General features: G+C 62.3%; 24 protein-coding genes and 2 tRNA genes. 17 read left to right on the top strand and 9 right to left on the bottom strand.

The window, feature by feature from the left end:
• Positions 1–47: 47 nt before the first annotated feature.
• The 3 genes from leuA to GCN78_RS14950 form a co-directional block, all read right to left on the bottom strand.
• On the bottom strand, positions 48–1,754 hold the full coding sequence (gene leuA, locus GCN78_RS14960; RefSeq protein WP_152252398.1) for a 2-isopropylmalate synthase: 1,707 nt from the start codon (positions 1,752–1,754) through the stop codon (positions 48–50).
• Between the two features lie 372 nt (positions 1,755–2,126).
• Positions 2,127–2,414, bottom strand: a complete 288-nt coding sequence (locus tag GCN78_RS14955) for a barstar family protein (RefSeq protein WP_152252397.1) — start codon at positions 2,412–2,414, stop codon at positions 2,127–2,129.
• Entirely contained in the window at positions 2,411–3,070 is a 660-nt protein-coding gene (locus GCN78_RS14950; protein ID WP_152252396.1) for a hypothetical protein, read from the bottom strand. Before GCN78_RS14950 ends, GCN78_RS14955 begins: the two co-directional genes overlap by 4 nt.
• A 175-nt stretch (positions 3,071–3,245) precedes the next feature.
• Here GCN78_RS14950 and GCN78_RS14945 point away from each other — a divergent pair, with 175 nt between their 5' ends.
• The 6 genes from GCN78_RS14945 (at position 3,246) to GCN78_RS14920 (ending at position 10,405) form a co-directional block, all read left to right on the top strand.
• Positions 3,246–4,157, top strand: coding sequence for a patatin-like phospholipase family protein (locus GCN78_RS14945; protein WP_152252395.1), 912 nt, complete (start codon positions 3,246–3,248; stop codon positions 4,155–4,157).
• Positions 4,158–4,217: 60 nt separating this feature from the next.
• Positions 4,218–4,625: a GlcG/HbpS family heme-binding protein gene (locus tag GCN78_RS14940; protein WP_077402812.1), complete on the top strand. Its 408-nt coding sequence runs from the start codon at positions 4,218–4,220 to the stop codon at positions 4,623–4,625.
• Between the two features lie 295 nt (positions 4,626–4,920).
• On the top strand, positions 4,921–6,099 hold the full coding sequence (carA, locus tag GCN78_RS14935) for a glutamine-hydrolyzing carbamoyl-phosphate synthase small subunit (protein ID WP_152252394.1): 1,179 nt from the start codon (positions 4,921–4,923) through the stop codon (positions 6,097–6,099).
• A complete protein-coding gene (carB, locus tag GCN78_RS14930; RefSeq protein WP_077402818.1) occupies positions 6,092–9,322 on the top strand; it encodes a carbamoyl-phosphate synthase large subunit in 3,231 nt (1,076 codons plus the stop codon). Before carA ends, carB begins: the two co-directional genes overlap by 8 nt.
• Positions 9,323–9,485: 163 nt before the next feature.
• Complete coding sequence (gene greA, locus GCN78_RS14925) at positions 9,486–9,962, top strand: transcription elongation factor GreA (protein ID WP_034757428.1); 477 nt, start codon at positions 9,486–9,488, stop codon at positions 9,960–9,962.
• Positions 9,962–10,405: a DUF4149 domain-containing protein gene (locus GCN78_RS14920; protein WP_193316747.1), complete on the top strand. Its 444-nt coding sequence runs from the start codon at positions 9,962–9,964 to the stop codon at positions 10,403–10,405. The genes greA and GCN78_RS14920 overlap by 1 nt, the downstream gene beginning before the upstream one ends.
• Positions 10,406–10,504: 99 nt before the next feature.
• Here the strand turns inward: GCN78_RS14920 and GCN78_RS14915 are convergent, their stop codons facing one another.
• A complete protein-coding gene (locus GCN78_RS14915; protein WP_010397237.1) occupies positions 10,505–10,975 on the bottom strand; it encodes a YhbY family RNA-binding protein in 471 nt (156 codons plus the stop codon).
• A 42-nt stretch (positions 10,976–11,017) separates the two neighbouring features.
• Here GCN78_RS14915 and GCN78_RS14910 point away from each other — a divergent pair, with 42 nt between their 5' ends.
• From GCN78_RS14910 to GCN78_RS14885, 6 genes are all read left to right on the top strand, one after another.
• Positions 11,018–11,701 (top strand): RlmE family RNA methyltransferase, encoded by a 684-nt coding sequence (locus GCN78_RS14910; protein ID WP_034757436.1) that lies wholly within the window; start codon positions 11,018–11,020, stop codon positions 11,699–11,701.
• A 203-nt stretch (positions 11,702–11,904) separates the two neighbouring features.
• On the top strand, positions 11,905–13,785 hold the full coding sequence (ftsH, locus tag GCN78_RS14905) for an ATP-dependent zinc metalloprotease FtsH (protein WP_152252392.1): 1,881 nt from the start codon (positions 11,905–11,907) through the stop codon (positions 13,783–13,785).
• A gap of 103 nt (positions 13,786–13,888) precedes the next feature.
• Positions 13,889–14,722: a dihydropteroate synthase gene (gene folP, locus GCN78_RS14900; protein WP_152252391.1), complete on the top strand. Its 834-nt coding sequence runs from the start codon at positions 13,889–13,891 to the stop codon at positions 14,720–14,722.
• Positions 14,723–14,761: 39 nt separating this feature from the next.
• Entirely contained in the window at positions 14,762–16,099 is a 1,338-nt protein-coding gene (glmM, locus tag GCN78_RS14895; protein ID WP_152252390.1) for a phosphoglucosamine mutase, read from the top strand.
• Between the two features lie 92 nt (positions 16,100–16,191).
• Positions 16,192–16,268 (top strand) — tRNA-Pro (locus tag GCN78_RS14890).
• Between the two features lie 94 nt (positions 16,269–16,362).
• A tRNA-Arg gene (locus GCN78_RS14885) sits at positions 16,363–16,437 on the top strand.
• Positions 16,438–16,489: 52 nt separating this feature from the next.
• Here the strand turns inward: GCN78_RS14885 and GCN78_RS14880 are convergent.
• The 4 genes from GCN78_RS14880 to GCN78_RS14870 all read right to left on the bottom strand — a co-directional run bounded on the left by GCN78_RS14880 (position 16,490) and on the right by GCN78_RS14870 (position 19,183).
• On the bottom strand, positions 16,490–17,308 hold the full coding sequence (locus GCN78_RS14880; RefSeq protein ID WP_226939648.1) for a PEP-CTERM sorting domain-containing protein: 819 nt from the start codon (positions 17,306–17,308) through the stop codon (positions 16,490–16,492).
• A 137-nt stretch (positions 17,309–17,445) separates the two neighbouring features.
• The gene (locus GCN78_RS29355) at positions 17,446–17,616 is read right to left on the bottom strand and encodes a hypothetical protein (protein ID WP_193316745.1); all 171 of its coding nucleotides are present in this window, start codon (positions 17,614–17,616) and stop codon (positions 17,446–17,448) included.
• Between the two features lie 159 nt (positions 17,617–17,775).
• On the bottom strand, positions 17,776–18,342 hold the full coding sequence (locus GCN78_RS29715; protein WP_226939647.1) for an FxDxF family PEP-CTERM protein: 567 nt from the start codon (positions 18,340–18,342) through the stop codon (positions 17,776–17,778).
• A gap of 289 nt (positions 18,343–18,631) precedes the next feature.
• Positions 18,632–19,183: a GbsR/MarR family transcriptional regulator gene (locus GCN78_RS14870; RefSeq protein ID WP_170909696.1), complete on the bottom strand. Its 552-nt coding sequence runs from the start codon at positions 19,181–19,183 to the stop codon at positions 18,632–18,634.
• Between the two features lie 139 nt (positions 19,184–19,322).
• Between GCN78_RS14870 and cydD the strand changes: the two genes are divergently transcribed.
• From cydD to cydX, 5 genes are all read left to right on the top strand, one after another.
• The gene (gene cydD, locus GCN78_RS14865) at positions 19,323–21,023 is read left to right on the top strand and encodes a thiol reductant ABC exporter subunit CydD (protein WP_152252389.1); all 1,701 of its coding nucleotides are present in this window, start codon (positions 19,323–19,325) and stop codon (positions 21,021–21,023) included.
• Positions 21,020–22,702: an amino acid ABC transporter ATP-binding/permease protein gene (locus tag GCN78_RS14860; protein ID WP_152252388.1), complete on the top strand. Its 1,683-nt coding sequence runs from the start codon at positions 21,020–21,022 to the stop codon at positions 22,700–22,702. Before cydD ends, GCN78_RS14860 begins: the two co-directional genes overlap by 4 nt.
• Before the next feature lie 113 nt (positions 22,703–22,815).
• On the top strand, positions 22,816–24,393 hold the full coding sequence (locus GCN78_RS14855) for a cytochrome ubiquinol oxidase subunit I (protein ID WP_152252387.1): 1,578 nt from the start codon (positions 22,816–22,818) through the stop codon (positions 24,391–24,393).
• 13 nt (positions 24,394–24,406) lie between these two features.
• The gene (gene cydB / locus GCN78_RS14850; protein WP_152252386.1) at positions 24,407–25,561 is read left to right on the top strand and encodes a cytochrome d ubiquinol oxidase subunit II; all 1,155 of its coding nucleotides are present in this window, start codon (positions 24,407–24,409) and stop codon (positions 25,559–25,561) included.
• A 22-nt stretch (positions 25,562–25,583) separates the two neighbouring features.
• Complete coding sequence (gene cydX / locus GCN78_RS14845; protein ID WP_076570210.1) at positions 25,584–25,709, top strand: cytochrome bd-I oxidase subunit CydX; 126 nt, start codon at positions 25,584–25,586, stop codon at positions 25,707–25,709.
• 62 nt (positions 25,710–25,771) lie between these two features.
• Here cydX and GCN78_RS14840 read toward each other — a convergent pair whose 3' ends face one another.
• Entirely contained in the window at positions 25,772–25,996 is a 225-nt protein-coding gene (locus tag GCN78_RS14840) for a hypothetical protein (protein WP_034757471.1), read from the bottom strand.
• Positions 25,997–26,068: the final 72 nt, after the last annotated feature.

Genomic DNA, 26,068 nt, shown 5'->3' with positions numbered 1-26,068 from the left:
GATCAAGCCGTACCGCTTTTTCTCCCTATGGAGCGCGCCGGAAGGGCTTAGGCGGCGCTGGCCACCACGTCGGCCGTTGTTGTTTTTTCGGCTTCCGTCTGCCCGATGCGGCGGTTCACGGCCGACAGGACCGCCTTGAACGAGGCGGTGACGATATTGCTGTCGATGGCGGCGCCGAACAGGGTCGGACCGTTATCGAGGCGCAATTCCACGTAGCAGGCAGCCTGGGCGTTGGCGCCGGAGCCGATCGAGTGTTCATGGTAGTCCATCAGCTTGATATCGAGGCCCAGCGCATTGACGAAGGCGTCGATGGGACCGTTGCCGCCGCCTTGCAGGGCCAGCGGCGTCTGGCGGTGGGACAGGCTGATGTCGATTTGCACGGACTCATCGCTGCTCGTGTCTTCCACCATGCGGTGCGAGGCATAGGCGTACGGCGCCGTCTGCTCCAGGTATTCCTGCTGGAAGATGGCATGGATATCCTGCGCGGCGATTTCGCGGCCCGTGGCATCGGCCACGGCTTGCACGGCGCGCGAGAATTCGATCTGCAGGCGGCGCGGCAAGACCAGGCCGTATTCCTGTTCCAGCAAGTACGCCATGCCGCCCTTGCCGGACTGGCTGTTGACGCGGATCACGGCGTCGTAGCTGCGGCCCAGGTCGGCCGGGTCGATCGGCAAGTACGGCACTTCCCAGATGCTGTCCGGCTGTTGCTTGGCAAAACCTTTCTTGATCGCATCCTGGTGCGAGCCGGAGAATGCCGTGAAGACCAGATCGCCCGCATACGGGTGGCGCGGGTGGACGGGCAACTGGTTGCACTCTTCCACGCATTTGCGCACGGTGTCGATGTCGGAGAAATCCAGGCCTGGGTGCACGCCCTGCGTGTACAGGTTCATCGCCAAAGTCACCAGGTCGACGTTGCCGGTGCGCTCGCCATTGCCGAACAAGCAGCCCTCGACACGGTCGGCGCCCGCCATCACGGCCAGCTCGGCCGACGCGACGGCCGTGCCGCGGTCGTTATGCGGGTGCACGCTGATGATGATGGAATCGCGGCGTGCCAGCTTGCGCGACATCCATTCGATCTGGTCCGCATACACGTTGGGCGTGCTGCATTCCACGGTCGATGGCAGGTTGATGATCATCTTGTTGGCCGGCGTCGGCTTCCAGATGGCGCTGACGGCGTCGCAGATATGCTTGGAGAAATCGAGTTCGGTGGTGGAGAACGATTCCGGCGTGTATTCGAAGCCCCATTCCGTTTCCGGATGCTGCGCCACCAGCTGTTTGACCAGGGTGGTGCCGGTGGTGGCGATGTTGGTGATTTCTTCGCGCGACATGCCGAACACGACCTTGCGGAACACGGGCGCCACCGAGTTGTACAGGTGCACGATGGCACGCTTGGCGCCGACGACGGATTCCACCGTGCGGCGTATCAATTCTTCACGCGACTGTGTCAGCACGATGATGGTGACGTCGTCCGGAATGCGGCCTTCATCGACGAGCTTGCGGACGAAATCGAAGTCCGTTTGCGATGCCGATGGGAAGCCCACTTCGATTTCCTTCAGGCCGATGGCGATCAGCATGTCGAAGAAACGCAGCTTCTTTTCCGCGCTCATCGGCTCGATCAGCGACTGATTGCCGTCGCGCAAGTCGGTGCTCATCCAGATAGGCGGTTTGCTGATGATCTGGTTCGGCCATTGACGGTCGGTCAATTTAACGGGAGGAAAGGCGCGGTATTTGGAAGCTGGGTTTTGCAACATCATGATCGGGTACTCCTGAAGATAGGGGGGGGAATCAATGGTTGTGGCGCAAGCTTGCCGGGCGGCCACGCAACACTAGGCCAGGCAAGCGATCGGTAGCGATAGCAGATGCGGTGCAGCGACGATGCCGGCAGGGGCGGTCGCAGCGGGGATTACGTGTACGAATGGGGATGGTGCAAACATCATCAAACCTTCCAGGGTTTTTGAAACACGCCGGCGTGTGGCCAGGCGAAGCAATGCGGCAAACTTATGCGCGTGCTAGGTGTAGTCGCGATAGCGACAGCAGGGAAGGGGAGGAATGTTTGAAGGAGGACATGTACTCAATGTAAGGGAAGTGGTGGCTGGCTGTCAAGCGTTTCCTGGCGACACCTTGTCTCAAACGTAACGCAGCTGCGCCGCCTGGTCCGGCATATCCTGCGCCAGGCGCGCCAGGCTGCGCTGCAGGATGGCCGCATCGTGCGGCAGGCGTGCGGCGAAGGCTGTCCAGCCGCGCAGCTCCAGCTGTTGCGGCATGTCCACCAGGCCCGTGATGGCATCCCAGAACGCATCCCAGTTCATGCCATACATGGCAGGGAAACCCAGCGCGGCGGCCAGGGCCGCGTGCAGCTGGCGTGGCGAATTGATTGCGCTCAAGTCGATCGTCACGCGGGCTTGCCGGCTCACAGTATGCCCTTGAGCAGGTTCTGCAGGTTGTGCCGCATGCCGGCGACCACCGTTTCGTGGCGCTCCAGGATGGCGGCGGCGTCCTGGAACGGCGCCGGGTCCAGATACAGGCGCGGCAGGTCGGCCACGGCCACGCCGCGGGGGGCGCCGCGCAGGATGTCGTCCGCATGCTGCTGGATCGAGTCGACGGCCGCCTGGATGCGCGGCGTGGCGGAGGCGGCCAGGCAGGCGGCCAGCGCCGCATCGAGGTCGGCGCGCGCGGGCGCTTGCGGCAGCACGGGCGCGGCGATCTGTTCCAGCGGCGACATGTTGACGGCCGGCTTGCGATAGGCGTACAGGGTGTCGAGCGCCATCAGCCGGTGCGGGCCGCCGCGCTGCAGCCAGTCCAGGATGCGTGGCCACGGCGTGCCCAGCAGGGCCGCCGCCACGCCCCATGCTCCCGCCACGGGCGAGCCGACGTTGGCGTCGATCCAGGCGAGGGCGGCCGGATTGCCCGTGTAGGCCAGCAAGGTGGCGTTCGACGAGCGCAGCGCGGGCGCCTGCGTGGCGAGGATGGCGGTCAGCCAGGCGAGGGCGCCGTCGGGCGGGTTGGCGGATAACTGTTGCGCGTACTGTTCGGCCAGGGCGCGGCTATCGGCAAATTGAAGTTCTGACATAGCGGGAGCACGTAAAAAAACAGCTGCCAGTTTAACAGCAGAGCAGAGGCGCACGTTTCCTCTAAATATTGTCATTTATAAACATTTAAGGCGGCCTTCAGTGCCGGCGGCCCCGCTTGCGCTACAATCGGCTCTCCTTTATTGCCACTGCCGCGCGCGGTTCCCCCTCTCCACCATGTTCCCTAAACGCCTGACCCTGCTTGCCCTGGCCGCCTTTGTGCTGGCCGGCTGCGATACCACCGCCCCGAAACCGATACAAGTATTGACGCCACCCGAGCCCATCGTCGTCACGCCCCGCAAGATCAAGATCGGCCTGGCCCTGGGCGGCGGCGCGGCGCGCGGTTTTGCGCACATCGGCGTGATCAAGGCGCTCGAATCGCAAGGCATCCATGCCGACATCGTCACCGGCACCAGCGCCGGCAGCGTGGTGGGGGCGATGTATGCGGCGGGCAACTCCGGCTTCACCCTGCAAAAGATGGCGTTCGACATGGACGAGGCGGCTATTTCGGACTGGGCCTTGCCCCTGTTCGGCAAGTCGTCCGGCGTGCTGAAAGGCGAGGCATTGCAAAGCTATGTCAACAAGGCCGTCGGCGGCGTGCCGCTGGAAAAACTGAAAATTCCGTTTGGCGTGGTGGCGACCGATCTGAAAAATGGCCAGCCGATCCTGTTCCAGCGTGGCAACACCGGCATGGCCGTGCGCGCCTCGTCAGCCGTGCCCGGCGTGTTCCAGCCCGTGACGATTGCCGGTCACACCTATGTCGATGGCGGCCTCGTCGCTCCCGTGCCCGTGCGCTTTGCGCGCGACATGGGCGCCGATTTCATCATCGCCGTGAATATTTCGTCGCAAACGGATAGCCAGAAGGCCATCAGCTCGATGGAAGTCATCATGCAGACGTTTGCCATCATGGGCCAGCGCATCAACCAGTTCGAATTGAAAGATGCGGACGTGGTGATCCAGCCCAGCCTGGGCGCCATGAAGGGCAACGATTTCAATAGCCGCAACCAGGCCATCCTGGCGGGCGAGCAGGCGACCTTTGCCGTGATGGCGCAGCTCAAGCAAAAGCTGAAGGCCAAGCGCGAGCAGTAAGGCGTTATTCTGTCCCCGCATTTCGTATACAATTTTGCTTCAACATAACAAGGATGCACCATGCAATCGAAACCGATTTTGACCCTGGACGACGTAAAGAAAATCGCTGCCGCCGCCGAAGCGGAAGCGGTCAAGCATAACTGGGCGGTCACGATCGCCATCGTCGACGACGGCGGCCACCTGCTGTGGCTGCAGCGCATGGATGGCGTGGCGCCGATCTCGTCGCACATCGCTCCATCGAAAGCCAAGACGGCCGCGCTGGGCCGCCGCGAATCGCGCATCTATGAAGAGATGATCAATGGCGGCCGCGTGTCGTTCCTGAGCGCACCGGAAATCGACGGCTTGCTCGAAGGCGGCGTGCCCATCGTGTTCGACGGTCACTACGTGGGCGCCGTCGGCGTCTCGGGCGTCAAGTCGGCGGAAGATGCGCAAATCGCGAAAGCGGGTATTGCCGCTTTGACGGCCTAAGTAGTAGCCGCAATTGCAGAGCCAGCCGCCCCGCGCAAGCCGGGCGGCTTTTTTCATGGGGCGCAGGATTTATGCTGCTGCGCAAAAAAATGCCGCGCATTCCACATTTTCTTCCTTGTGGAAAAGCTTCCTTTTGGTTATAATTCAAAGGTTTAGCCAATCACACATATACCGTAGCGACTACCCATCCCCTCATTCAAAATGACCGTTGAAACACCCTGAGTGCATCTGGCTCGGGTATCTAGGCGGTCGGTCTGACGTGGCGCAGCTACGGTAACTTTATCAGGAGTTGCCCTTGCCGCCATTTTTTTCTGGCCCTGCCGTTCCAGCCATATTAGCGCTTGCTGATGGAACGATCTTCAAAGGTTTTTCGATCGGTGCCGCCGGTCATACCACGGGCGAGGTTGTTTTCAACACCTCGATGACCGGGTATCAGGAAATCCTCACCGACCCAAGCTATTGCCGCCAGATGGTCACCCTGACCTATCCGCATATCGGCAATACGGGCGTCAATCCGGAAGACGTCGAGTCTTCCAAGGTACACGCCGCTGGCCTCATCATCCGCGATCTGCCATTGCTGGCATCCAGTTTCCGTTCCACGCTCTCCCTGTCCGATTACCTGAAAGCTGAAAATATCGTCGCCATCGCCGGCATCGATACACGCAAGCTCACGCGCATCCTGCGTGAAAAAGGTGCGCAGGGCGGCGCCATCCTCGTCGGTACGCAAGGCAACGAACCGTCCGCCGCGCAAGCGCTGGAACTGGCCCGTTCCTTCCCTGGCCTGGCCGGCATGGACCTGGCCAAGGTAGTGTCGAGCAAGGCCGCCTACGAATACCGCGAAACGGAATGGACCCTGGGCGAAGGCTATGGCCAACTGGCTGACGCCGACGCGAAGTACCACGTGGTCGCCTTCGACTACGGCGTCAAGCGCAACATCCTGCGCATGCTGACGGCGCGCGGCTGCAAGGTCACCGTGCTGCCCGCGCAAGCGACGGCCGCCGACGCCCTGGCACTGAATCCGGACGGCATCTTCCTGTCGAACGGCCCCGGCGACCCGGAACCGTGCGACTACGCGATTGCGGCGACGAAAGAGCTGATCGAGAAGGGCATCCCGACCTTCGGCATCTGCCTCGGTCACCAGATCATGGCGATCGCTTCCGGCGCGAAAACCCTGAAGATGAAGTTCGGCCACCACGGCGCCAACCACCCGGTGCAAGACCTGGAAACGAAACAGGTCTTGATCACCTCGCAAAACCACGGTTTCGCCGTCGACGCGGCAACCTTGCCCGCGAATTGCCGCGTGACCCATGAATCGCTGTTCGACGGCTCCCTGCAGGGCTTTGCCCGCACGGACAAGCCGGCCTTCTGCTTCCAGGGTCACCCTGAAGCGTCGCCGGGCCCGATGGATGTTGCTTACCTGTTTGACCGCTTCATCAACTTGATGGCTGCGGAGGAGAAAAAGAAAAATGCCTAAACGTTTAGATATTAAAAGTATTCTGATTATTGGCGCTGGCCCGATCGTGATCGGCCAGGCCTGCGAATTCGATTATTCCGGCGCGCAAGCGTGCAAGGCCCTGCGCGAAGAGGGCTACAAAGTCATCCTGGTCAACAGCAATCCTGCGACCATCATGACCGACCCGGAAATGGCCGACGTGACCTACATCGAACCGATCACCTGGTCGGTCGTTGAACGCATCATCGCCAAGGAGCGTCCTGACGCCATCCTGCCGACGATGGGCGGCCAGACGGCGCTGAACTGCGCGCTGGACCTGTTCAACAATGGCGTGCTGGCGAAATACAACGTCGAGCTGATCGGCGCGTCGCCGGAAGCCATCGACAAGGCGGAAGACCGTTCCAAGTTCAAGGACGCGATGACCAAGATCGGCCTCGGTTCGGCACGCTCCGGCGTGGCGCACTCGATGGAAGAATCGTGGGCCGTGCAGCGCACCCTGGGCTTCCCGACCATCATCCGTCCATCGTTCACCATGGGCGGTTCCGGCGGCGGCATCGCCTACAACGAAGAAGAATTCGAAACCATCTGCAAGCGCGGCCTGGAAGCATCGCCGACGAAAGAGCTGCTGATCGAAGAATCGTTGCTGGGCTGGAAAGAGTACGAGATGGAAGTGGTGCGCGACAAGGCGGACAACTGCATCATCATCTGCTCGATCGAAAACCTCGACCCGATGGGCGTGCACACGGGCGACTCGATTACCGTCGCTCCTGCGCAAACCTTGACGGACAAGGAATACCAGATCATGCGCAATGCCAGTCTCGCAGTGCTGCGCGAGATCGGCGTCGACACCGGTGGCTCGAACGTGCAATTTTCGATCAACCCCGTCGATGGCCGCATGATCGTCATCGAGATGAACCCGCGCGTGTCGCGTTCCTCGGCACTGGCCTCGAAAGCGACGGGTTTCCCGATCGCCAAGATCGCCGCCAAGCTGGCCGTCGGTTTCACCCTGGACGAGCTGCGCAATGAAATCACGGGCGGCGCCACGCCGGCCTCGTTCGAGCCGTCGATCGATTACGTCGTCACCAAGATTCCCCGTTTCACGTTCGAGAAATTCCCGACCGCCGACCACCACCTGACGACGCAGATGAAATCCGTCGGCGAAGTGATGGCGATTGGCCGTACCTTCCAGGAATCGTTCCAGAAAGCCTTGCGCGGCCTGGAAGTGGGCGTGGACGGCATGAACGAAAAGACCAAGGACCGCGAAAAGATCGAAGAAGAGCTGGGCGAGCCTGGTCCTGAGCGCATCTGGTACGTGGGCGATGCGTTTGCCCAGGGTTTTACTCTGGAAGAAGTGCACAACCTGACCAAGATCGACCCATGGTTCCTGATCCAGATCAAGGAAATCGTCGACCTGGAACTGTGGCTGGACACGCAGAAGCTGGAAAACCTGGACAAGAACACCCTGTACAAGTTGAAACAGAAGGGCTTCTCGGACCGCCGTCTGGGCTTTTTGCTGCAGACGACCGACACGGCCGTGCGCCAGCAGCGCCATGCGCTGAACATCCGTCCCGTCTACAAGCGCGTCGACACCTGCGCGGCCGAATTCTCGACCGACACGGCGTACATGTATTCCACGTACGACGAAGAGTGCGAATCGAATCCGACCGACAAGAAAAAGATCATGGTGCTGGGCGGTGGCCCGAACCGTATCGGCCAGGGTATCGAGTTTGACTATTGCTGCGTCCACGCGGCCCTCGCCATGCGCGAAGACGGCTACGAGACCATCATGGTCAATTGCAACCCAGAAACGGTTTCGACCGACTACGATACCTCGGACCGCCTGTACTTCGAGTCGCTGACCCTGGAAGACGTGCTGGAAATCGTCGCCATCGAAAAACCGGTCGGCGTGATCGTGCAGTACGGCGGCCAGACGCCATTGAAACTGGCGCTGGACCTGGAAGCGAACGGCGTACCGATCATCGGCACCTCGCCCGACATGATCGACGCGGCCGAAGACCGCGAACGTTTCCAGCAAATGCTGCACAAGCTGGAACTGCGCCAGCCGCCTAACCGCACCGCGCGCACGGAAGCCGACGCTTTGGCGCTGGCGCAGGAAATCGGCTATCCGCTGGTCGTGCGTCCATCGTACGTGCTGGGCGGCCGCGCCATGGAAATCGTCCACGAGCAACGCGACCTCGAGCGTTACATGCGCGAAGCCGTCAAGGTGTCGCACGATTCGCCGGTGCTGCTGGACCGCTTCCTGAACGACGCCATCGAGTGCGACGTCGATTGCATTTCCGACGGCGAAACGACCTTCATCGGCGGCGTGATGGAACACATCGAACAGGCTGGCGTGCACTCGGGCGACTCGGCTTGCTCGCTGCCACCGTATTCGCTGGCGCCGGAAACCATCGAAGAACTGAAACGCCAGACGGCGTTGATGGCCAAGGGCTTGAACGTGGTCGGCCTGATGAACGTGCAGTTCGCGATTCAAAAGCAAGAGATCGATGGCGAAATGAAAGACGTCGTCTTCGTGCTGGAAGTCAACCCGCGCGCCTCGCGCACCGTGCCATTCGTCTCGAAAGCCACCGGCCTGCAACTGGCGAAGATCGCCGCGCGCTGCATGGTTGGCCAGTCGCTGGCCTCGCAAGGCATCACGCAGGAAGTCGTGCCGCCATATTTCAGCGTCAAGGAAGCCGTGTTTCCGTTCGTCAAGTTCCCGGGCGTGGACACCATCCTGGGCCCTGAAATGAAATCGACGGGCGAAGTCATGGGCGTGGGCCTGACCTTCGGCGAAGCGTTCGTGAAATCGCAGCTGGGCGCCGGCGTCAACCTGCCAAAATCGGGCAAGGTCTTCATCAGCGTGAAAGCGTCGGACAAGCCGCGCGCCGTGCAAGTGGCGCGCGACCTGGTCGAGTCCGGCTTCACCGTGGTCGCCACCAAGGGCACCGCCGCCGTGATCGCTGCCGCCGGCATCGCCGTCACGCCAGTGAACAAGGTGATCGAAGGCCGTCCGCACGTGGTCGACATGATCAAGAACCATGAAATCGTGCTGGTGATCAACACCGTGGAAGAGAAGCGCAGCGCCATCGTCGATTCGCGGGCCATCCGCACCTCGGCCCTGGCGTCGCGCGTGACGACCTACACCACCATCGCCGGCGCGGAAGCGGCCGTCGAAGGCATCCGCCATCTGGATGAGTTGCGTGTGTACGATTTGCAAGGCCTGCACAAGACCTTGAACTAAGTGCGTTTGCAGTGACCGCCGTAAGGCGGTACACTGCATGCTTATCAACCACAGAGTTCCGTGCAGAGCAGCGCGCGGCCTCTGTGGTTTTCACTTGGTAAGTCCGTTAACCGTGATGAAACACGGGCAACGGCACCGATAACTAGCAGATAGTAGAGATAACATGACCTCAGTCCCATTGACCAAATACGGCGCAGAACTCTTGAAAGAAGAGCTGCATCATTTGAAGACCAAGGAACGCCGCATCGTCATCGATGCGATCGCCGAAGCGCGTTCGCACGGAGATTTGTCGGAAAACGCCGAGTACGATGCCGCCAAGGAACGCCAGGCCTTCGTCGAAGGTCGCATCGCCGAGCTCGAAGGCAAGCTGGGTGCGGCGCAAATCATCGACCCGACCGCGCTCGACGCGGAAGGCCGCGTGGTGTTCGCCTCGACCGTGAACCTGGAAGACCTGGAATCGGGCCAGAAAGTCACGTACCAGATCGTCGGCCTCGATGAAGCCGACCTGAAAATGAACAAGGTTTCCGTGACGTCCCCGATCGCCCGCGCGCTGATCGGCAAGTACGCCGGCGACGTGGTGGAAGTGCAGGCGCCGTCCGGCCCGCGCGAATACGAAATCCTGGAAGTGCTGTACATCTGATGCTGACGCGCGTGCGCCTCCTCGTTGCCACCCTGTGGGCCGGCAGCCTGTGGACCATCGGCTTCGTCGTGGCGCCGACTCTGTTTGGCACCCTGAGCGACCGCGTGCTGGCAGGCAATATCGCCGGCAGCATGTTCCGCGCCGAGGCCTGGCTGTCGATCGTTTGCGCCTTGGTGCTGCTGGCGTTGCTGCAATGGAGTCCTGGCGCGCTGGAACTCAAGCGCCGGCGCTTGCTGGCGGCATTGGTGCTGTCCATGCTGGTGTGCGCGCTGCTCAGCCATTTCGGCATCTCGCCCCTGATGGCCGAGCTCAAGGCGCAGGCGCCGTCGGGCATCATGGACGAGGCCATGCGCAGCCGCTTCGGCATGCTGCATGGCGTGTCGACCCTGATCTTTGCTGTGCAGAGCTTGCTGGCGGGCGTGCTGATCTGGAAACAGCAGTAATCTTGAATCGGCAGCAATAAAAAAAGCGGAGCAGGGAAGATCCCGTGCTCCGCTTCTTGTTTCAAGCCCGGCCGCCTTGCGGTGGCCGGGTGAACAGGCTTACTTGCTGCCCAGTGCGCTTTTCTTGGCGCTTTTCTGACGTGGCTTGGCACGCTTGATGGAACCGCCTTCGGTAACGCGCTCATTGCCCTTGATCATGACTTTCGTCACGCTGGGGCGCTTGGTGCCGCTGGCGCTGGCCTTGACGATGGTCACTTCGCGCATGCCTTTGCCGGCGCTGACCTTCTCCTTAACCACTTCTTTTTTCGGACGGTAGATTACCAGCAGTTTGCCAATATGTTGTACCGGGGCGGCGCCGAGATTGCCGCAAATCGTATCGTACATTCCGACGCGGGCTTCGCGGTCGTCGCCGAACACGCGGACTTTAATCAGGCCGTGCGAATCCAGGCCAAGGTCGATCTCTTTGAGGACAGCAGGTGTCAAGCCCGCTTCGCCAATGATGACGATAGGCTTCAGCGCGTGTGCTTCGGCGCGCAGTGCGCTGCGCTCTACGGGTGTAAGTTTTAGCATAATAATATTTAGTAATTCCCTTAAAAGCAGTATTCTACGCGAATGGCAAAGAAGAAATTAAACAAAAACTGGTTGCACGACCACATAAATGATCCTTATGTGAAGTTGGCGCAAAAAGAGGGCTACCGCGCCCGGGCAGCATACAAGCTCAAAGAAATCGATGAAGACGAAAAACTGATCAAACCTGGTCAGGTGATTGTCGACCTGGGTTGCACTCCTGGCAGCTGGGCCCAGTACACGCGGCGCAAGCTGGCCGGCAAGGATGGCGGCGGGGTCAATGGTACCCTGATTGGCCTGGACATGCTGGAAATGGAGCCGATCGCCGATTTCCACTTCATTCAGGGCGACTTCCGCGAAGCGCGCGTGCTGCGCCAGCTGGAAGTGGTGTTGCAGGGACGCAAGGTCGACCTGGTCCTGTCGGACATGGCGCCCAACCTGTCGGGCATCGCCACGGCGGACGCCGCGCGCATGGAACATTTGATCGACCTGGCCATCGAATTCTCGCAATTGCACCTGAAGCCGTCCGGCGTGCTGCTGGTGAAATGCTTCAAGGACATGGGTTTCAGCCAGATCGTGGAGAAATTCCGCGCCGAATTCAAGGTCGTGGTGCAGAAAAAGCCCAAGGCCAGCCGCGATAAATCGTCGGAAATATTCCTGATGGGCCGTGGCATCAAGAATCCGCTGAAAAATGCCGTTGAAGAAGATGATTCCGCCCTTGATATTTAAGGCAGAATCCGCACATGGGAACGAGGAGTGCAGTAGCGTCAGATGGCATAAAAGCCTAAATTGTTTATACTGCACTTTTTTTGCGTGAACGCGGTTTTTTCGCGCGCACGGATCGGCGGGCTTTGGCACGGCCCGCTTATTGCGAGTAAAATCGTGTTTCTAGCTATAGGTAAAGAGATGCGCACTGCATCCAAGGAGTCTTCGTGAATAACATGTTTTCCAAATCTGCCATCTGGGTAGTCGTATTGCTGCTGTTGTTCATGCTGTTCAAGCAATTCGACAGTCATGGCGCCACAGGCGGCAGCAAGGCCATCGCTTATTCCGATTTGCTGGATGAAGTCAAAGCCAAGCGCGTCAAGGATGTCGTGATCGAAGGTTCGTCGATCACCGCCAAGCTGATGGACGACACCAAGGTGCGTACCACCGCCACCAGCCTCGACAAGGGCCTGATCGGCGACCTGCGCGACAATGGCGTACATTTCGATGTGCGTCCGCCCGAGGAAGCGTCTTTCCTGCAAACTATTTTTGTTTCCTGGTTCCCCATGCTGCTGTTGATCGGCGTCTGGGTCTTCTTCATGCGTCAGATGCAAGGCGGCGGCAAGGGCGGGGCATTCTCGTTCGGCAAGTCGAAGGCGCGCATGATGGATGAAGCCAGCAACACCGTCACCTTCGCCGATGTCGCCGGTTGCGACGAAGCGAAAGAAGAAGTCAACGAAGTGGTCGACTTCCTCAAGGATCCGAGCAAATTCCAGAAACTGGGCGGCCGCATTCCCCGCGGCGTGCTGATGGTCGGTCCTCCGGGCACGGGTAAAACCCTGCTGGCGCGCGCCATCGCCGGCGAAGCCAAGGTGCCGTTCTTCTCGATTTCCGGTTCCGACTTCGTGGAAATGTTCGTCGGCGTGGGTGCTAGCCGCGTGCGCGACATGTTCGAAAACGCGAAAAAGCATTCGCCGTGCATCATCTTCATCGATGAGATCGACGCCGTCGGTCGTCACCGTGGCGCCGGCATGGGCGGCGGCAATGACGAGCGCGAACAGACCTTGAACCAGTTGCTGGTCGAGATGGACGGTTTTGAAGCGAATTCCGGCGTGATCGTCGTGGCCGCCACCAACCGCGCCGACGTGCTCGACAAAGCCCTGCTGCGTCCGGGCCGTTTCGACCGCCAGGTGTCCGTCGGCTTGCCCGATATCCGCGGCCGCGAGCAGATCTTGAACGTGCACATGCGTAAAGTACCTATCAGTACCGACGTGAAAGCCGATATCCTGGCCCGCGGCACCCCCGGTTTCTCGGGCGCGGACCTGGCCAACCTGGTCAACGAGGCAGCCCTGTTCGCCGCCCGCCGCAGCAAGCGCCTGGTGGAAATGGCTGACTTCGAAGATGCGAAAGACAAGATCTACATGGGTCCTGAGCGTAAATCGATGATCATCCGCGAGGAAGAGCGTCGCAATACGGCTTACCATGAGTCCGGTCACGCCGTCGTCGCCAAGCTGCTGCCGAAGGCCGATCCCGTGCATAAAGTGACGATCATGCCGCGCGGCTGGGCCCTGGGCCTGACCTGGCAGTTGCCGGAACACGACAACTTGTCCGCCTACAAGGACAAGATGCTGGAAGAAATTTCCATCCTGTTCGGTGGCCGTATCGCCGAAGAGATTTTCGTGGGACAGATGTCCACCGGCGCGTCGAATGACTTCTCGCGTGCCACCAAGCTGGCCCGTTCCATGGTGACCCGCTTCGGTATGTCCGACAGCATGGGCGTGATGGTCTACGAAGACAGCGAAAACGAAGGTTTCTTCGGTGGCGCCACCAAGACGATCTCGGAAGCGACCCAGCAAAAGGTCGATGCTGAAATCCGCAACATTCTCGACAAGCAATATGCTTTGGCGCGCACCTTGCTGGAAAGTAACCGCGACAAGGTCGAAATGATGACCAAAGCCTTGCTGGAATGGGAAACCATTGATGCAGAGCAAATCAATGACATCATGGCCGGCCTGGAGCCGCGTCCACCGAAAGTCATTCCGCCACGCCGCAATGCGGGCGACAGCGGCACGGGCGGCATCTCGCCGAACGTGACGGCACCAGCCTGATAACGGCCGCCCTGACCGGCGGCGCGCCATCAAAAGGGTAAGGAGCGATCCTTGCCCTTTTTCGTTGGCGCGCCAGATTTCCCTGATGACTACAAAGATTCACATGCGACACTATTTGCAATTCGGCCGTTTCGGCTTCAACCTGCAGGGCACGCAGGCGCTGGTGATGGGCATCCTGAACATCACGCCCGACTCGTTTTCCGATGCGGGCCAGTACCAGCACCTGGAATTTGCCATTTCGCGCGCCGAGCAGATGATCATGGACGGCGTCGACATCATCGACATCGGCGGCGAATCGAGCCGCCCCGGCGCGCCGCCGTTGCCGCTGCAAGATGAATTGCAGCGCGTCATGCCGGTGCTGTACGCCTTGCGCGACTGCGGCAAGCCCCTGTCCGTCGACACCTACAAGCCGGAAGTGATGCGCGAAGCCATCCTGGCGGGCGCCGACATGATCAACGACATCAACGGTTTCCGCGCGCCGGGCGCCATCGACGCCGTGCAGGGCAGCGATTGCGCGCTGTGCATCATGCACATGCAAAGCGTGCCGCAAACCATGCAGGACCAGCCCCAATACGAGGACGTGGTGCGCGAAGTCACCGATTTCCTGCGCGAGCGCATCGACACCCTGACGGCGGCCGGCATCGCCCGCGAACGCCTGTGCGTCGATCCCGGCTTTGGTTTTGGCAAGACGGTGGAGCAGAACTATGCCTTGCTGCGCGCCACGCGCCAGTTGCGCAGCGAGCTGGACCTGCCCGTGCTGGCCGGCCTGTCGCGCAAGTCGATGATCGGCGCCGTGACGGGACGTCCCGTCGAGCAGCGCCTGGCCGGCAGTGTCGCCGGGGCGCTTGCTGCGGTAGCGCAAGGTGCGGAAATTATCCGTGTGCATGATGTAGCTGAAACCGTCGATGCACTGAAGGTCTGGCGCATGGCGCACTGAGCCTGTAAGATTCATTATAAACAACAAAAAGAGAAATTTATGACGCGTAAATATTTTGGCACCGATGGCATTCGCGGCCTGGTGGGCACGGCTCCGATCACTCCCGATTTCGTCATGCGCCTCGGTTATGCGGCCGGCAAGGTGCTGGCCAAGTCGCAAGGTGGCAAGGCGCGCCCGACGGTGCTGATCGGCAAGGACACGCGCATTTCCGGCTACATGCTGGAAGCGGCGCTGGAAGCGGGCCTGTCGGCGGCCGGCGTGGACGTGATGCTGGCCGGCCCCATGCCGACCCCGGCGATCGCCTACCTGACGCGGGCGCTGCGCCTGTCGGCCGGCGTGGTCATTTCCGCTTCGCACAATCCGTACCATGACAATGGCATCAAGTTCTTTTCCGGCCTGGGCACCAAGCTGCCCGACAGCGTGGAACTGGAAATCGAAGCGGCGCTCGACGAGCCCATGGCTTGCGTGCCGTCGGACAAGCTGGGCCGCGCCAAGCGCCTGGACGATGCCCAGGGCCGCTACATTGAATTTTGCAAGGGCACTTTCCCGAACGAGCTGGACTTGCGCGGCCTGAAGATCGTCGTCGATTGCGCGCATGGCGCCGCCTACCATATCGCGCCGCACGTGTTCCATGAGCTGGGCGCGGAAGTGATCGCCATCGGCAACAAGCCCGACGGTTTCAACATCAATGCGGGCTTCGGCGCCACGGCCACCAAGGCCATGGCCGAAGCCGTCGTCGAGCATGGCGCCGATCTCGGCATCGCCCTCGATGGCGACGCCGACCGCCTGATCATGTGCGACGCCACGGGCCGCCTGTATAACGGCGACGAGTTGTTGTACGTGATGGTCAAGGACCGCCTGGCGACGGGCCCCGTGGCCGGCGCCGTAGGAACGTTGATGACCAATATGGCGCTGGAAGTGCTGTTCAAGCAGCAGGGCATCGGCTTTGCGCGCGCCAAGGTGGGCGACCGCTACGTGCTGGAAGTCATGAAGGAAAAAGGCTGGATACTGGGCGGCGAGGGTTCCGGCCATCTGCTGTGCCTGGACAAGCACACGACGGGCGACGGCATCGTATCCGCGCTGCAAGTATTGTCCGCGCTCAAGCGCAGCGGCCAGAGCCTGCAGCAGTGCCTGGCCGAGCTGGTGCTGTTCCCGCAAACCCTGATCAATGTGCGCGTGGCCCCCGGTTTCGACTGGCAACAGAATGCCGTCATGGTGGCCGAGAAAGAGGCGGTCGAGGCTGAACTGGGCGACACGGGCCGCGTGCTGATCCGCGCTTCCGGCACGGAGCCGCTGATCCGCGTGATGGTGGAAGCCAAGGACAAGGAGAAGGCCGAGTCCATGGCGCGCCGCATCGCCGATAAAATTGCCGCATAGAACCAAAGGCAGGGGCGGGCGCGATAGTTATTTCCGCCTAATTCGTCTATGGCAATTGACGAAATTGTGGGGAAGCGTTATTATCTTGTCTTCGGAGTGTGGCGCAGCCCGGTAGCGCACCTGGTTTGGGACCAGGGGGTCCAAGGTTCGAATCCTTGTACTCCGACCAAAGTCATAAGCGGGCTGTCAGAAATGACAGCCCGTTTTCTATTGTGCGACGCCTTGGCATTGCTGGCGCGCATAGACTAAAATGCTGCACCTTTCCGCCCATCGTTCAACGGATAGGACAACGGTCTTCTAAACCGTGAATGGGGGTTCGATTCCCTCTGGGCGGACCAGTATGTACTGGCCAGTAATGCCATCAGCGGCGCAATGCCCGCGCTCTATCCTCTACCTGTTCCCCTTTTCCCGTGCCGTGGCCTTCCTGCGCCAGCGCCAGCCTATCCAGCCCAGGCCCGCCAGCAGCATGGCATGCGTCTGCGGCTCCGGCACCGCGGACAGGATAGGCTCGGAATACACCGTCAGCATGATGTCGTGGAAGCTGACGTGGGCCAGCGAGGGGTTGGAGATGTAATGACAGCAAAGATAGGGGTCGGGATCACGCATGTGCGCCCATTGTGCCTTGGCATCCGTCGTCAGCATGGCATCGAAGCGGATGGAAAAATCGTGTGTCAGCGACAGGCCGGAAGCGCCGACCAGGAGCTCGCCGCTGCTATCGAAGAATGTTTTCGACTGGCCGACGCCCACTGCGCTGCCATCGGCCAGGCGCGTCTCGACGGCCAGTGTCGCCGAGGTGTAGGCGTAACCTGGCGCGATTTCAACGTACTCCTTGTCGTAATTCTCCCACCCCAGGGCGACCCGGGTGGCGCTGAATACATTGCTCTGCAGGGTGTATCCCGTTATGCGGTAGCCATCCTTCACGCTGATCTGCATGGCATCCCCATACGGCAGGGTTTTCGGCCCTGGGCGCGGTTCGTAGGGCAGTGCGTCGTCCCATGACTGCAGCGCGATGGCTTTGTCGTAGTCGCCAAAGGCGATGCGGCTGACGCCTGGCTGGTCCGATGCCAGGTAATCCGACCAGCTGCCTTGCGTTCCGCTTGTCAGGAAGGTAAAGGCATGCGTCTCTTGCTGCGCCCCCACCTGCGCGAAGGCTTGCATGGATGACGCGGCACAGATGACGGCGGCCATATACAGTCGAACTCGATGCATTTCTTTCCCCTTGGGCGCGTATTCTCGCCAGTCACTTCGCCGGCGGCGCCGGCACAAGAGTCGTTATCATATTCTTATTGCATTGATGGAAACGCTTCAATTGTCACTTTATTACTATCCTGGCGCGCCATCGGCGCCTACGGCTGCGCAGACAGTACCACCGCCAGCAGGTAGAGGATGGGCGCCGCGCTCAGCATGGCCACGACCAGGGGGGCACGCTTCCTGTTCGCCAGGCGCAAGCGTTCACGCGCCGGCAGGTGGCGCCGCAGGATGCCGGGGCGGCGCGTGCGCAAATGCGGTTGATGCATGAAGGACTCCTCGCAAAATGGCTGGTGATGCCGTTCAGCATAGCGAGGGGGGTCTAAAAATGGTGTAAACAGTGGGCCTGGCGCCGCAAGCGCGGCGTAAAGATGCGGCTGGCATGGAGGCGGCAGCGGGCGCCGTTGCGCCGCTGCCGCTGGTGATGCTTACTTTCCCTGGCGGCGGCGTGCCAGGAAGCCCAGCATTCCAAGGCCGGCGAGCAGCATGGCATAGGTTTCAGGTTCCGGCACGGCGGAAATGAAAGCCCTGTAGTTGCTCAGGTCCTTGGGCAGGCCCGCCACCGTGAACGTGGTGCCGGCAGCCAAGGGAGCGGCCCAGTGGAACACCAGTTCGCCATGGCCGAAGTGGATGGCCAGGTAGTCATAGGCGGCCGCGCTCGTAAACGAATTGACGCCGCCGCTCAAGCCTGCCGTGGTGCCGGCGGTGCAGCCCGAGGTGGCGTTGTCGCAATACGAGACGGCGGAGCCCAGGCTGGTGCCGAACACGCCATTGATGTAACCCTGGATGTCGGATGGGCTCTGCGGCACCAGATCGTCATCATAATATTTCACCTGCAGTGCCGGCGATGGTGAATAGGTGACGGTGCTGCCGGCGATGACGAAACCGCTGGCCGGACCCACATCCACCCAGGTGGCCGCCTGCGCCGCACCTGCCAGCACGGTCACTGCGGCCAGCATGGATGCCTTGATGGCAATGCTCTTTACGCTTTTCATGAAAATCCCCTCTGTAGAAGACAGTCGCTTCACAATATTGGGATGCGTCCCTGCATGGCGGGGAAATCATCCCATTGCCCTTTTTCTAACTATTTCCTGCGCGTAGTGAGTACGCAAATGAAAGCTTACTCTTGATCCAAACTAATACAATTTTAATAATTCTATTGGTTTGCTTGACAACATCGCATACGGCTATGTATGGCTGTGCTAGCGACAGCCGACATGACGTTTCGACACGGCGTGACAAGACGCGCCAGCGGCGTCTCGGCTCGGGAAGGGGGAGGGTGCTTCAGTCGCTGTTGTTGCTGACGCCAAACAGGCGATCCTTGGCATTGAGCAGCTTTTGTACCTTGGCGCCCATTTTCATCAGTTGCGCCATCGATTCGGGCGACAGGCGCTGCAAGTCGTCGAACCAGGTGTTGGCCAGGTCGACCAATTCATACATTTCACGCATGCGCTCCTGCGCATACTGGTCCACCGGTTCCGTGGCCGGCGCCAGCAGCGATTCGCGCAGCACCGTCAGGGTGGGCGCCACTTCGCGGCGGCGGCGCTCGGCGGCCACCACGCGGAAGATTTGCCACACGTCGCCCAGCGAGGAAAAATACTCGCGCCGGTCGCCGGGGATGCGCGACTGACGGATCAAGCCCCAGCCCTGCAACTCCTTCAAGCCGATGCTCACGTTCGAGCGCGAAAAACTCAGGTGCTCCGCGATTTCGTCCGCGTGCAAAGGATGCTCCGCGACAAACAACAAGGCGTACACTTGCCCCACCGTGCGGTTAAAGCCCCAGCGGCTGCCCATCTCGCCGAAATGGCTGACAAAGGTCAGGATCAGCGGCGTCATTTGGATATGTTGAGTTTTCATAATTATCTGAATTTTTTCACGCCACACCGGCAGGGTCAATTGATATATGTCATGTTTCGCAGTATTATACAAAAAATCGAATTTACAGAAAATTCTGAAAACTCAAGAAATATAGAAGATGCCGACCACGCCACTGTCCTTGCCCCGCTTTATTCTTCCCCGTGTCGCCAGCCTGGCGCAAGGCGGCGCCGCCTTGCTGTGGCTGCCGCAAGCGGCCTTGCTGGCCTGGGCCGTGCAGGCGATGCTCAACGGCGCTGCCTGGCGCGCGGCCCTGTTGCCGGCCGCCGGCGTGCTGTTGCTGGGCGTGCTGCGCGCCGGCTGCGAAGCGTGGGGCGCGCGGCGCATGTACGGGGCGGCGCGCGCGCACCTGTCCACCTTGCGCGGGCAAGTGGCGCAAGCGCTGGCGCGCCGTTCGCCGCTGGACCGCCAGCGCGCGCAGTCGGGCCAGGCGGCCAGCGTGATCGCCGAGCAGGCCGAAGCCATCGTGCCGTATCTGGTGCGCTACAAACCGGCGCGCTGGAAAGTCATGCTCGTGCCGCTCGTGATCCTCGCCGTGGTGACGCCGCTGTCGTGGATCGCCGCGCTGATCCTGCTCATCGCCGCGCCGTTGATTCCCGTCTTCATGGCCCTCGTGGGCATGGGCGCGCAAGCGGCCAGCCGCGCGCAGATGGTGGAAATGGGCGGCATGAACGCTTTTCTATTGGACCGCCTGCGCGGCCTGGCCACCCTGCGCGCGCTGGGCGCCGTCGACGCCACGGCCGAACGGCTCGATGCCTCGTCGCAATCCGTGCGCCGGCGCACGATGGTGGTGCTGCGCATCGCCTTCCTGTCGTCCGCCGTGCTGGAGCTGTTTTCCGCGCTGGGTGTCGCCATGGTGGCCGCGTTCATCGGTTTCTCCTTGCTGGGTAGCATTAATTTCGGCACCTGGGGCCGCGAACTGAGCCTGGGGCAGGGTTTGTTCATCCTGCTGCTGGCGCCCGCATTCTTCGAACCCTTGCGCGAACTGGCCGCCGTCTGGCACGACAAGGCGGCCGGCGAAGCGGGCCTGGCCGGCCTGCACGACCTGGCGGCCGAGGGCGTTCCCCTGCCGGGCGCCGGCGTGGCAGCGGCTGCCGTCTCCGCCGCCGCCATGGCGGTGGCGCCGCCACCCGCCGTCGACATTCATCAATTGCGCTTTGCCCATCCCGGCGAGGCGCCCGTATTCGACGGCTTCGACCTGACCGTGCGCGCCGGCGAGCACGTGGCCCTGCTGGGCGCCAGCGGCGCCGGCAAGACCACCTTGCTGTCCTTGCTGGCCGGCTTGCTGCCCGCCAGCGGCGGCGAGATCCGCATCGGCGGCGTGCGCCTGAATGACAGTACCGTCAATACCTTGCGTCAGCGCATGGCGTGGATGGGCCAGCGCCCGCACGTGTTTGCCGCGTCCGTCAGCCAGAACGTGACGCTGGGCCGCGCAGGCGCGCATGCCGCGCAAGTGACGCAGGCGCTGCACCTGGCCGATCTGGCTGGCGTGGCGCAGGCGCAACCGGCCGTCATGCTCAGCGATGGCGGCCAGGGCTTGTCCGGCGGCGAAGCCGTGCGCCTGGCCCTGGCCCGCGTGGCCCTGCATCCGCATGCGGACTTGCTGCTCGTCGATGAACCGACGGCCCACCTGGACAGCGAAACGGCGGCGCGCGTGACGGACGCCTTGCTGGCACTGGCGCAAGGCAAGACGATGTTCGTCGCCACGCACGACCCCGTGCTGGCTGGCCGACTGCAGCGCACGGTGCAGGTCGATGCCGGAACCCTGGCACAGGAGCCGGAACAGGAACAGCCGGCATGAAAACTTCCCTCATAGCGAGCCCCGTCCTGCGGCAATTGCTGCTGGCCCAGCCCGGCAAGCTGATCGGCGGCGCCATGCTGGCGGCCCTGACGGCGGTGTCCGGCATGGCGTTATTGGGTTTGTCCGGCTGGTTCATCACGGCCACCTCGATTGCCGGCCTGCACGCCTCGACGGCCATCCTGTTTGACGTGTTCGGCCCGTCGGCCGGCATCCGCCTGCTGGCCATCGGGCGCACGGGCTCGCGCTATGCGGAACGCCTCGTCACGCACGACGCCACGTTCGCCGCGCTGGCCGGCATCCGCGTGCAACTGTTTCGCGGCTGGTCGCGTCCGGAAGCGGCCAGCCGATTGCTGCGCCAGCCCGCCAAGCTGCTGTTCCGTCTGACGGCCGATATCGACGCGCTCGAATCGCTGTACTTGCGCCTGCTGGTGCCCGCCTTCACGGCCGTGTGCGCGGCCTTGCTGGCGGGCGTGGCGCTGGGCGTGATGCAGTGGCAGCTGGGCCTGGGCCTGGCCGCGTGGCTGCTGGCCGCCGGCGGCGGCATCAGCTGGGCCGTGGTACACCGCGCCCGCCGTCCCGCCATCGTGCGTTCGCGCGCCATCGAAAGACTGCGCTCCGGCACCATCGACCTGGTGGCGGGCCAGACGGACCTGGTGATGGCGGGCCGCATCGACGCCCAATGCGCCGCGCTGGGACAGATCGACGGCGCGCTGGCGCAAGCCGATGTCGCCCTGCAGCGCCTGGAGACGGCGGCCGGGGCCGCGTATGGCGTGGCTGGCAGCGCGACACTGGCTGGCGTATTGCTGGCCGTGGCCGCGCTGGTGCAGCAGCAAACGCTGAACGTGCCGGCCGCGGCCCTGGCCCTGCTGATCGCCCTGACGGCCGTGGAACCGTTCGCGGGCCTGCGCCGTGGCGCGCTGGAGGCGGGCCGCATGCTGCTGGCCATGCGCCGCCTGGCGCCGCGCCTGAATGGGGAAGATGTCCCTGCGCCGCCCGTCGACGCCGCGCCGGGCTTGCGCCTGGAACACGTCAGCGCCGCGCATGCGGGCAGTAACTTGGCTATCTTGCATGACGTGTCGCTGTATATCGCGGAGGGCGAGCGCGTGGCCTTGATCGGCCCCAGCGGCGCGGGCAAGTCCACCTTGCTGGCCATCGCCGCGCGCGAGCTGGCGCCGCTGTCGGGCAAGGTGCACGCGCCGCGCGCATGTCTGTTCACGCAGAAGACGGAATTGTTCCAGGACAGCTTGCGCGACAACCTGCGCCTGGCCGACCCGTCCGCCAGCGATGCGCAGCTGTGGGCGGCGCTGCAATCGGCCGGCCTGGACGAGGAAGTGCGGGCCTTCGCGGGCGGCTTGGGCACCATGCTGGGCGAGGGCGGCCTGGGCTTGTCGGGCGGCCAGGCGCGGCGCCTGGCGCTGGCGCGGCTGTTCCTGCACGAATCGACCTTGTGGCTGCTGGATGAAGCGACGGAAGCGCTCAATACGCAGGTGGCGATCGACGTCCTGCAGCGCCTGAGGGCGCGCAGCGCGGGACGCAGCTTGTTGATCGCAACCCACTTGCGGCGCGAAGCGGCGCTGGCGGACCGGCTCGTCAGTCTGCGCGATGGCCGCATCGTGGGCGAGGCGCGCCGTGGCACGCCAGCCTTCGAAGCGGCGCTGGCCGGCTTGCGTGGAGATTAACAAGAACGGAGACAGGCGGTGCGCACGCCAGTCCGGGGGCGGCGCAACCAAACGAACAACCTCAGACAGATGCCAAGTTTACAATTAATGTAGGGAAACACCAAGGAAATCATATGGACTTCGATATTGTCGCTTTATCCAGACTGCAGTTTGCGCTGACAGCTCTGTACCACTTTATATTCGTTCCGCTGACGATCGGCCTGTCAGTGATCCTCGCCATCATGGAGACGGTTTACGTGATGACGAACCGCCCCATCTGGCGCGACATGACCAAGTTCTGGGGTGTCTTGTTCGGCATCAACTTCGCCATGGGCGTGGCGACGGGCATCGTCATGGAATTCCAGTTCGGCATGAACTGGAGCTACTACAGCCATTATGTCGGCGACATTTTCGGCGCGCCGCTGGCCATCGAAGGCTTGATGGCGTTCTTCCTGGAAGCGACCTTCGTCGGCCTGTTCTTCTTCGGCTGGGACAAGCTGTCGAAGCGGGGCCACCTGGTCACGACCTGGCTGGTGGCCATCGGTTCGAACTTTTCGGCCCTGTGGATCCTGATCGCCAACGGCTGGATGCAAAATCCCGTCGGCGCCGCCTTCAATCCGCAAACCATGCGCATGGAAGTGACGGACTTCGGCGCCGTGCTGACGAATCCCGTGGCACAGGCCAAATTCGTGCACACGGTGTCGGCCGGCTATACGGCCGCGGCGGTGTTCGTGCTGGGGATTTCCGCCTGGTATCTGCTGAAAGGGCGCCACGTGCAGCTGGCCAAGCGCTCGATGACGGTGGCCGCCTCGTTCGGCCTGGCCGCCTCGCTGTCGGTGGTGGTGCTCGGCGATGAAAGCGGCTACCTGTCGTCCGAACATCAAAAGATGAAGCTGGCCGCCATCGAAGCCATGTGGACCACGGAACCGGCCCCGGCCGCCTTCACGGCCTTCGGCTTCCCGGACGCGAAAGCGCGCGAGACGCATTACGCCGTGCACATCCCGATGGTGATGGGCTTGATCGGTACGCGTTCGCTGACGACGGAAATTCCCGGCATCGAGCAATTGGTCGACCGTGGCGAGCTGCTGATCAAGGATGGCATCAAGGCGTATGACGCGCTGCAAACCATCCGCGGCGTGGCGCCAGGTAGCCCGGTGCCGCAGGACGCGAAGGACATGTTCGAGTCGAAAGGCCAGTCCATGGGCTATGCCTTGCTGCTGAAACGCTATGTCGACGACCCGCGCCTGGCCACGCCCGAGCAGATCCGCAAGGCGGCGCTCGACACTGTGCCGCCCGTGGCGCCCCTGTTCTGGTCGTTCCGCGTGATGGTGGGCCTGGGCATGTTCTTTATCTTGTTGACCGCCACGTTCTTCATCCTGTCGACGCGCCGCACCCTGGACAAGCACCGCTGGCTGCTGAAGCTGGCCGTGTTCGCCATTCCGCTGCCGTGGGTGGCGATTGAAGCGGGCTGGATCGTGGCCGAGGTGGGTCGCCAGCCTTGGGTCATCGAAGGCGTGCTGCCGACGGCCGTGGCCGTCTCGAACCTGGGCGCGACGACCTTGCTCATTACCATCGCCGGCTTTGCCGCCATCTACACCGTGCTGTTGATCATTGAAATGAAGCTCATGCTCAAGGCCATCCGCAAGGGGCCGGAAGAGACGGCGCCGGCCCCCGTGCCAGCCCCCGCAGCCATTCATACTCAACGCGCCTAAGGAGGGCCAGACCATGATTTTGCATGAAATGATTTCTTACGAAACACTGCGCCTGATCTGGTGGCTGCTGATCGGCATCCTGCTGGTGGGCTTTGCCATCACGGACGGCTTCGACCTGGGCACGGGCATGCTGCTGCCCTTCGCCGGCAAGACGGACCTCGAGCGCAGAGTCGTCATCAACAGCATCGGTCCCGTGTGGGAAGGCAACCAGGTGTGGCTGATCCTCGGCGGCGGCGCCATCTTCGCCGCCTGGCCGCAGCTGTACGCCGTCTCGTTCTCGGGCTTTTACCTGGCCATGTTCGTCATCCTCGTGGCGCTGATCGTGCGTCCCGTGGCCTTCAAGTTCCGCAGCAAGCGCGAAGACCCGCGCTGGCGCGCGCGCTGGGACGCGGCCCTGTTCGTGGGCGGCTTCGTGCCGGCCCTGATCTGCGGCGTGGCGATCGGCAACGTGCTGCAAGGCGTGCCGTTCCGTTTCTCGCCGGACATGCACATTTTCTATGATGGCAGCTTCTTCGCGTTGCTCAACCCGTTCGCCTTGCTGTGCGGCCTCGTCTCGGTGGCCATGCTGGTGATGCACGGCGCCACCTGGCTGCAGCTCAAGACGGACGGTGCCGTGGCCGAACGTGCGCGTCGCTACGGCAGCGTGGCGGCGATCGCCACCGTCGTGCTGTATGCGCTGGCCGGCGTGGCCCTGTGGCTGTGGGTCGATGGCTACCGCGTCACCAGCGCCGTCGTCATCGATGGCCCGTCGAACCCGATGCTGAAAACGGCGGAAGTGCACGTGGGCGCCTGGTTCCTCAACTTTGCCGCCCACCCGTGGACCTGGATCGCTCCAGCGCTGGGTCTGCTTTGCCCCTTGCTGGCGTTCGCCTTCCAGCGCGCGCGCCGTGAAGTGCCCGCCTTGCTGGCCAGCGCGGCCAGTATCGCCGGCATCATCCTTGGCGTGGGCGCGGCCATGTTCCCGTTCATCCTGCCATCGTCGATCGACCCGCGCGCCAGCCTGACGGTGTGGGATTCCTCGTCCAGCCACATGACCCTGTTCATCATGCTGGTCGTCACGGCCGTCTTCATTCCCCTCATCGTGGCCTACACGACCTGGGTATATAAAGTGCTGTGGGGTAAGGTTGATGCAAAAGCCATCAAGGACGACAGCGGTCACGCCTACTAAGAATCAACGAAAGGATATAACTATGTGGTATTTCGCCTGGATACTGGGTCTTCCGCTGGCGGCGACGTTCGCCGTGCTCAACGCGATGTGGTATGAAGTCGCCGATGGCGACACGACGCCCGAGCAGTACCGCGACACGCCCAAGTAGGCGCGCGTCGGCTTGACCGGCCCCGCCCCGTGCGCATGCACCGGGCGGGGCTTTTGCTTTGATTAAAGCAAGATGAATTCGCCGCGGATGCGCAGCTTCATGCCGCGCGGCGCGTCGGCGCCCGCCGCCACGGCCCAGGCCGTGATCCAGCGCGCACAGCGTTCGCGCGCCGCCGCATCGGCCAGCGCCTCGTTCAGCCGCCGCAAGCGCGCATCGGCCCGGTCGATGCGCTGGGCCAGGTACAGGCGCTGATCCATGGGATCCGTTTTTTTGCTGTAATGCTGCATGGCGATTCCTTTCCGCTTCAGTCATGGCATAGCCATGTACGCGGGGATGGGGCGCCCGGATTCAGTTCAGGA

Source organism: Janthinobacterium rivuli (assembly GCF_009208735.1).
GTDB lineage: Bacteria > Pseudomonadota > Gammaproteobacteria > Burkholderiales > Burkholderiaceae_D > Janthinobacterium.
The sequence above is the reverse complement of the archived record's forward strand: the minus strand, read 5'-3'. Positions and strand labels throughout refer to the sequence as shown.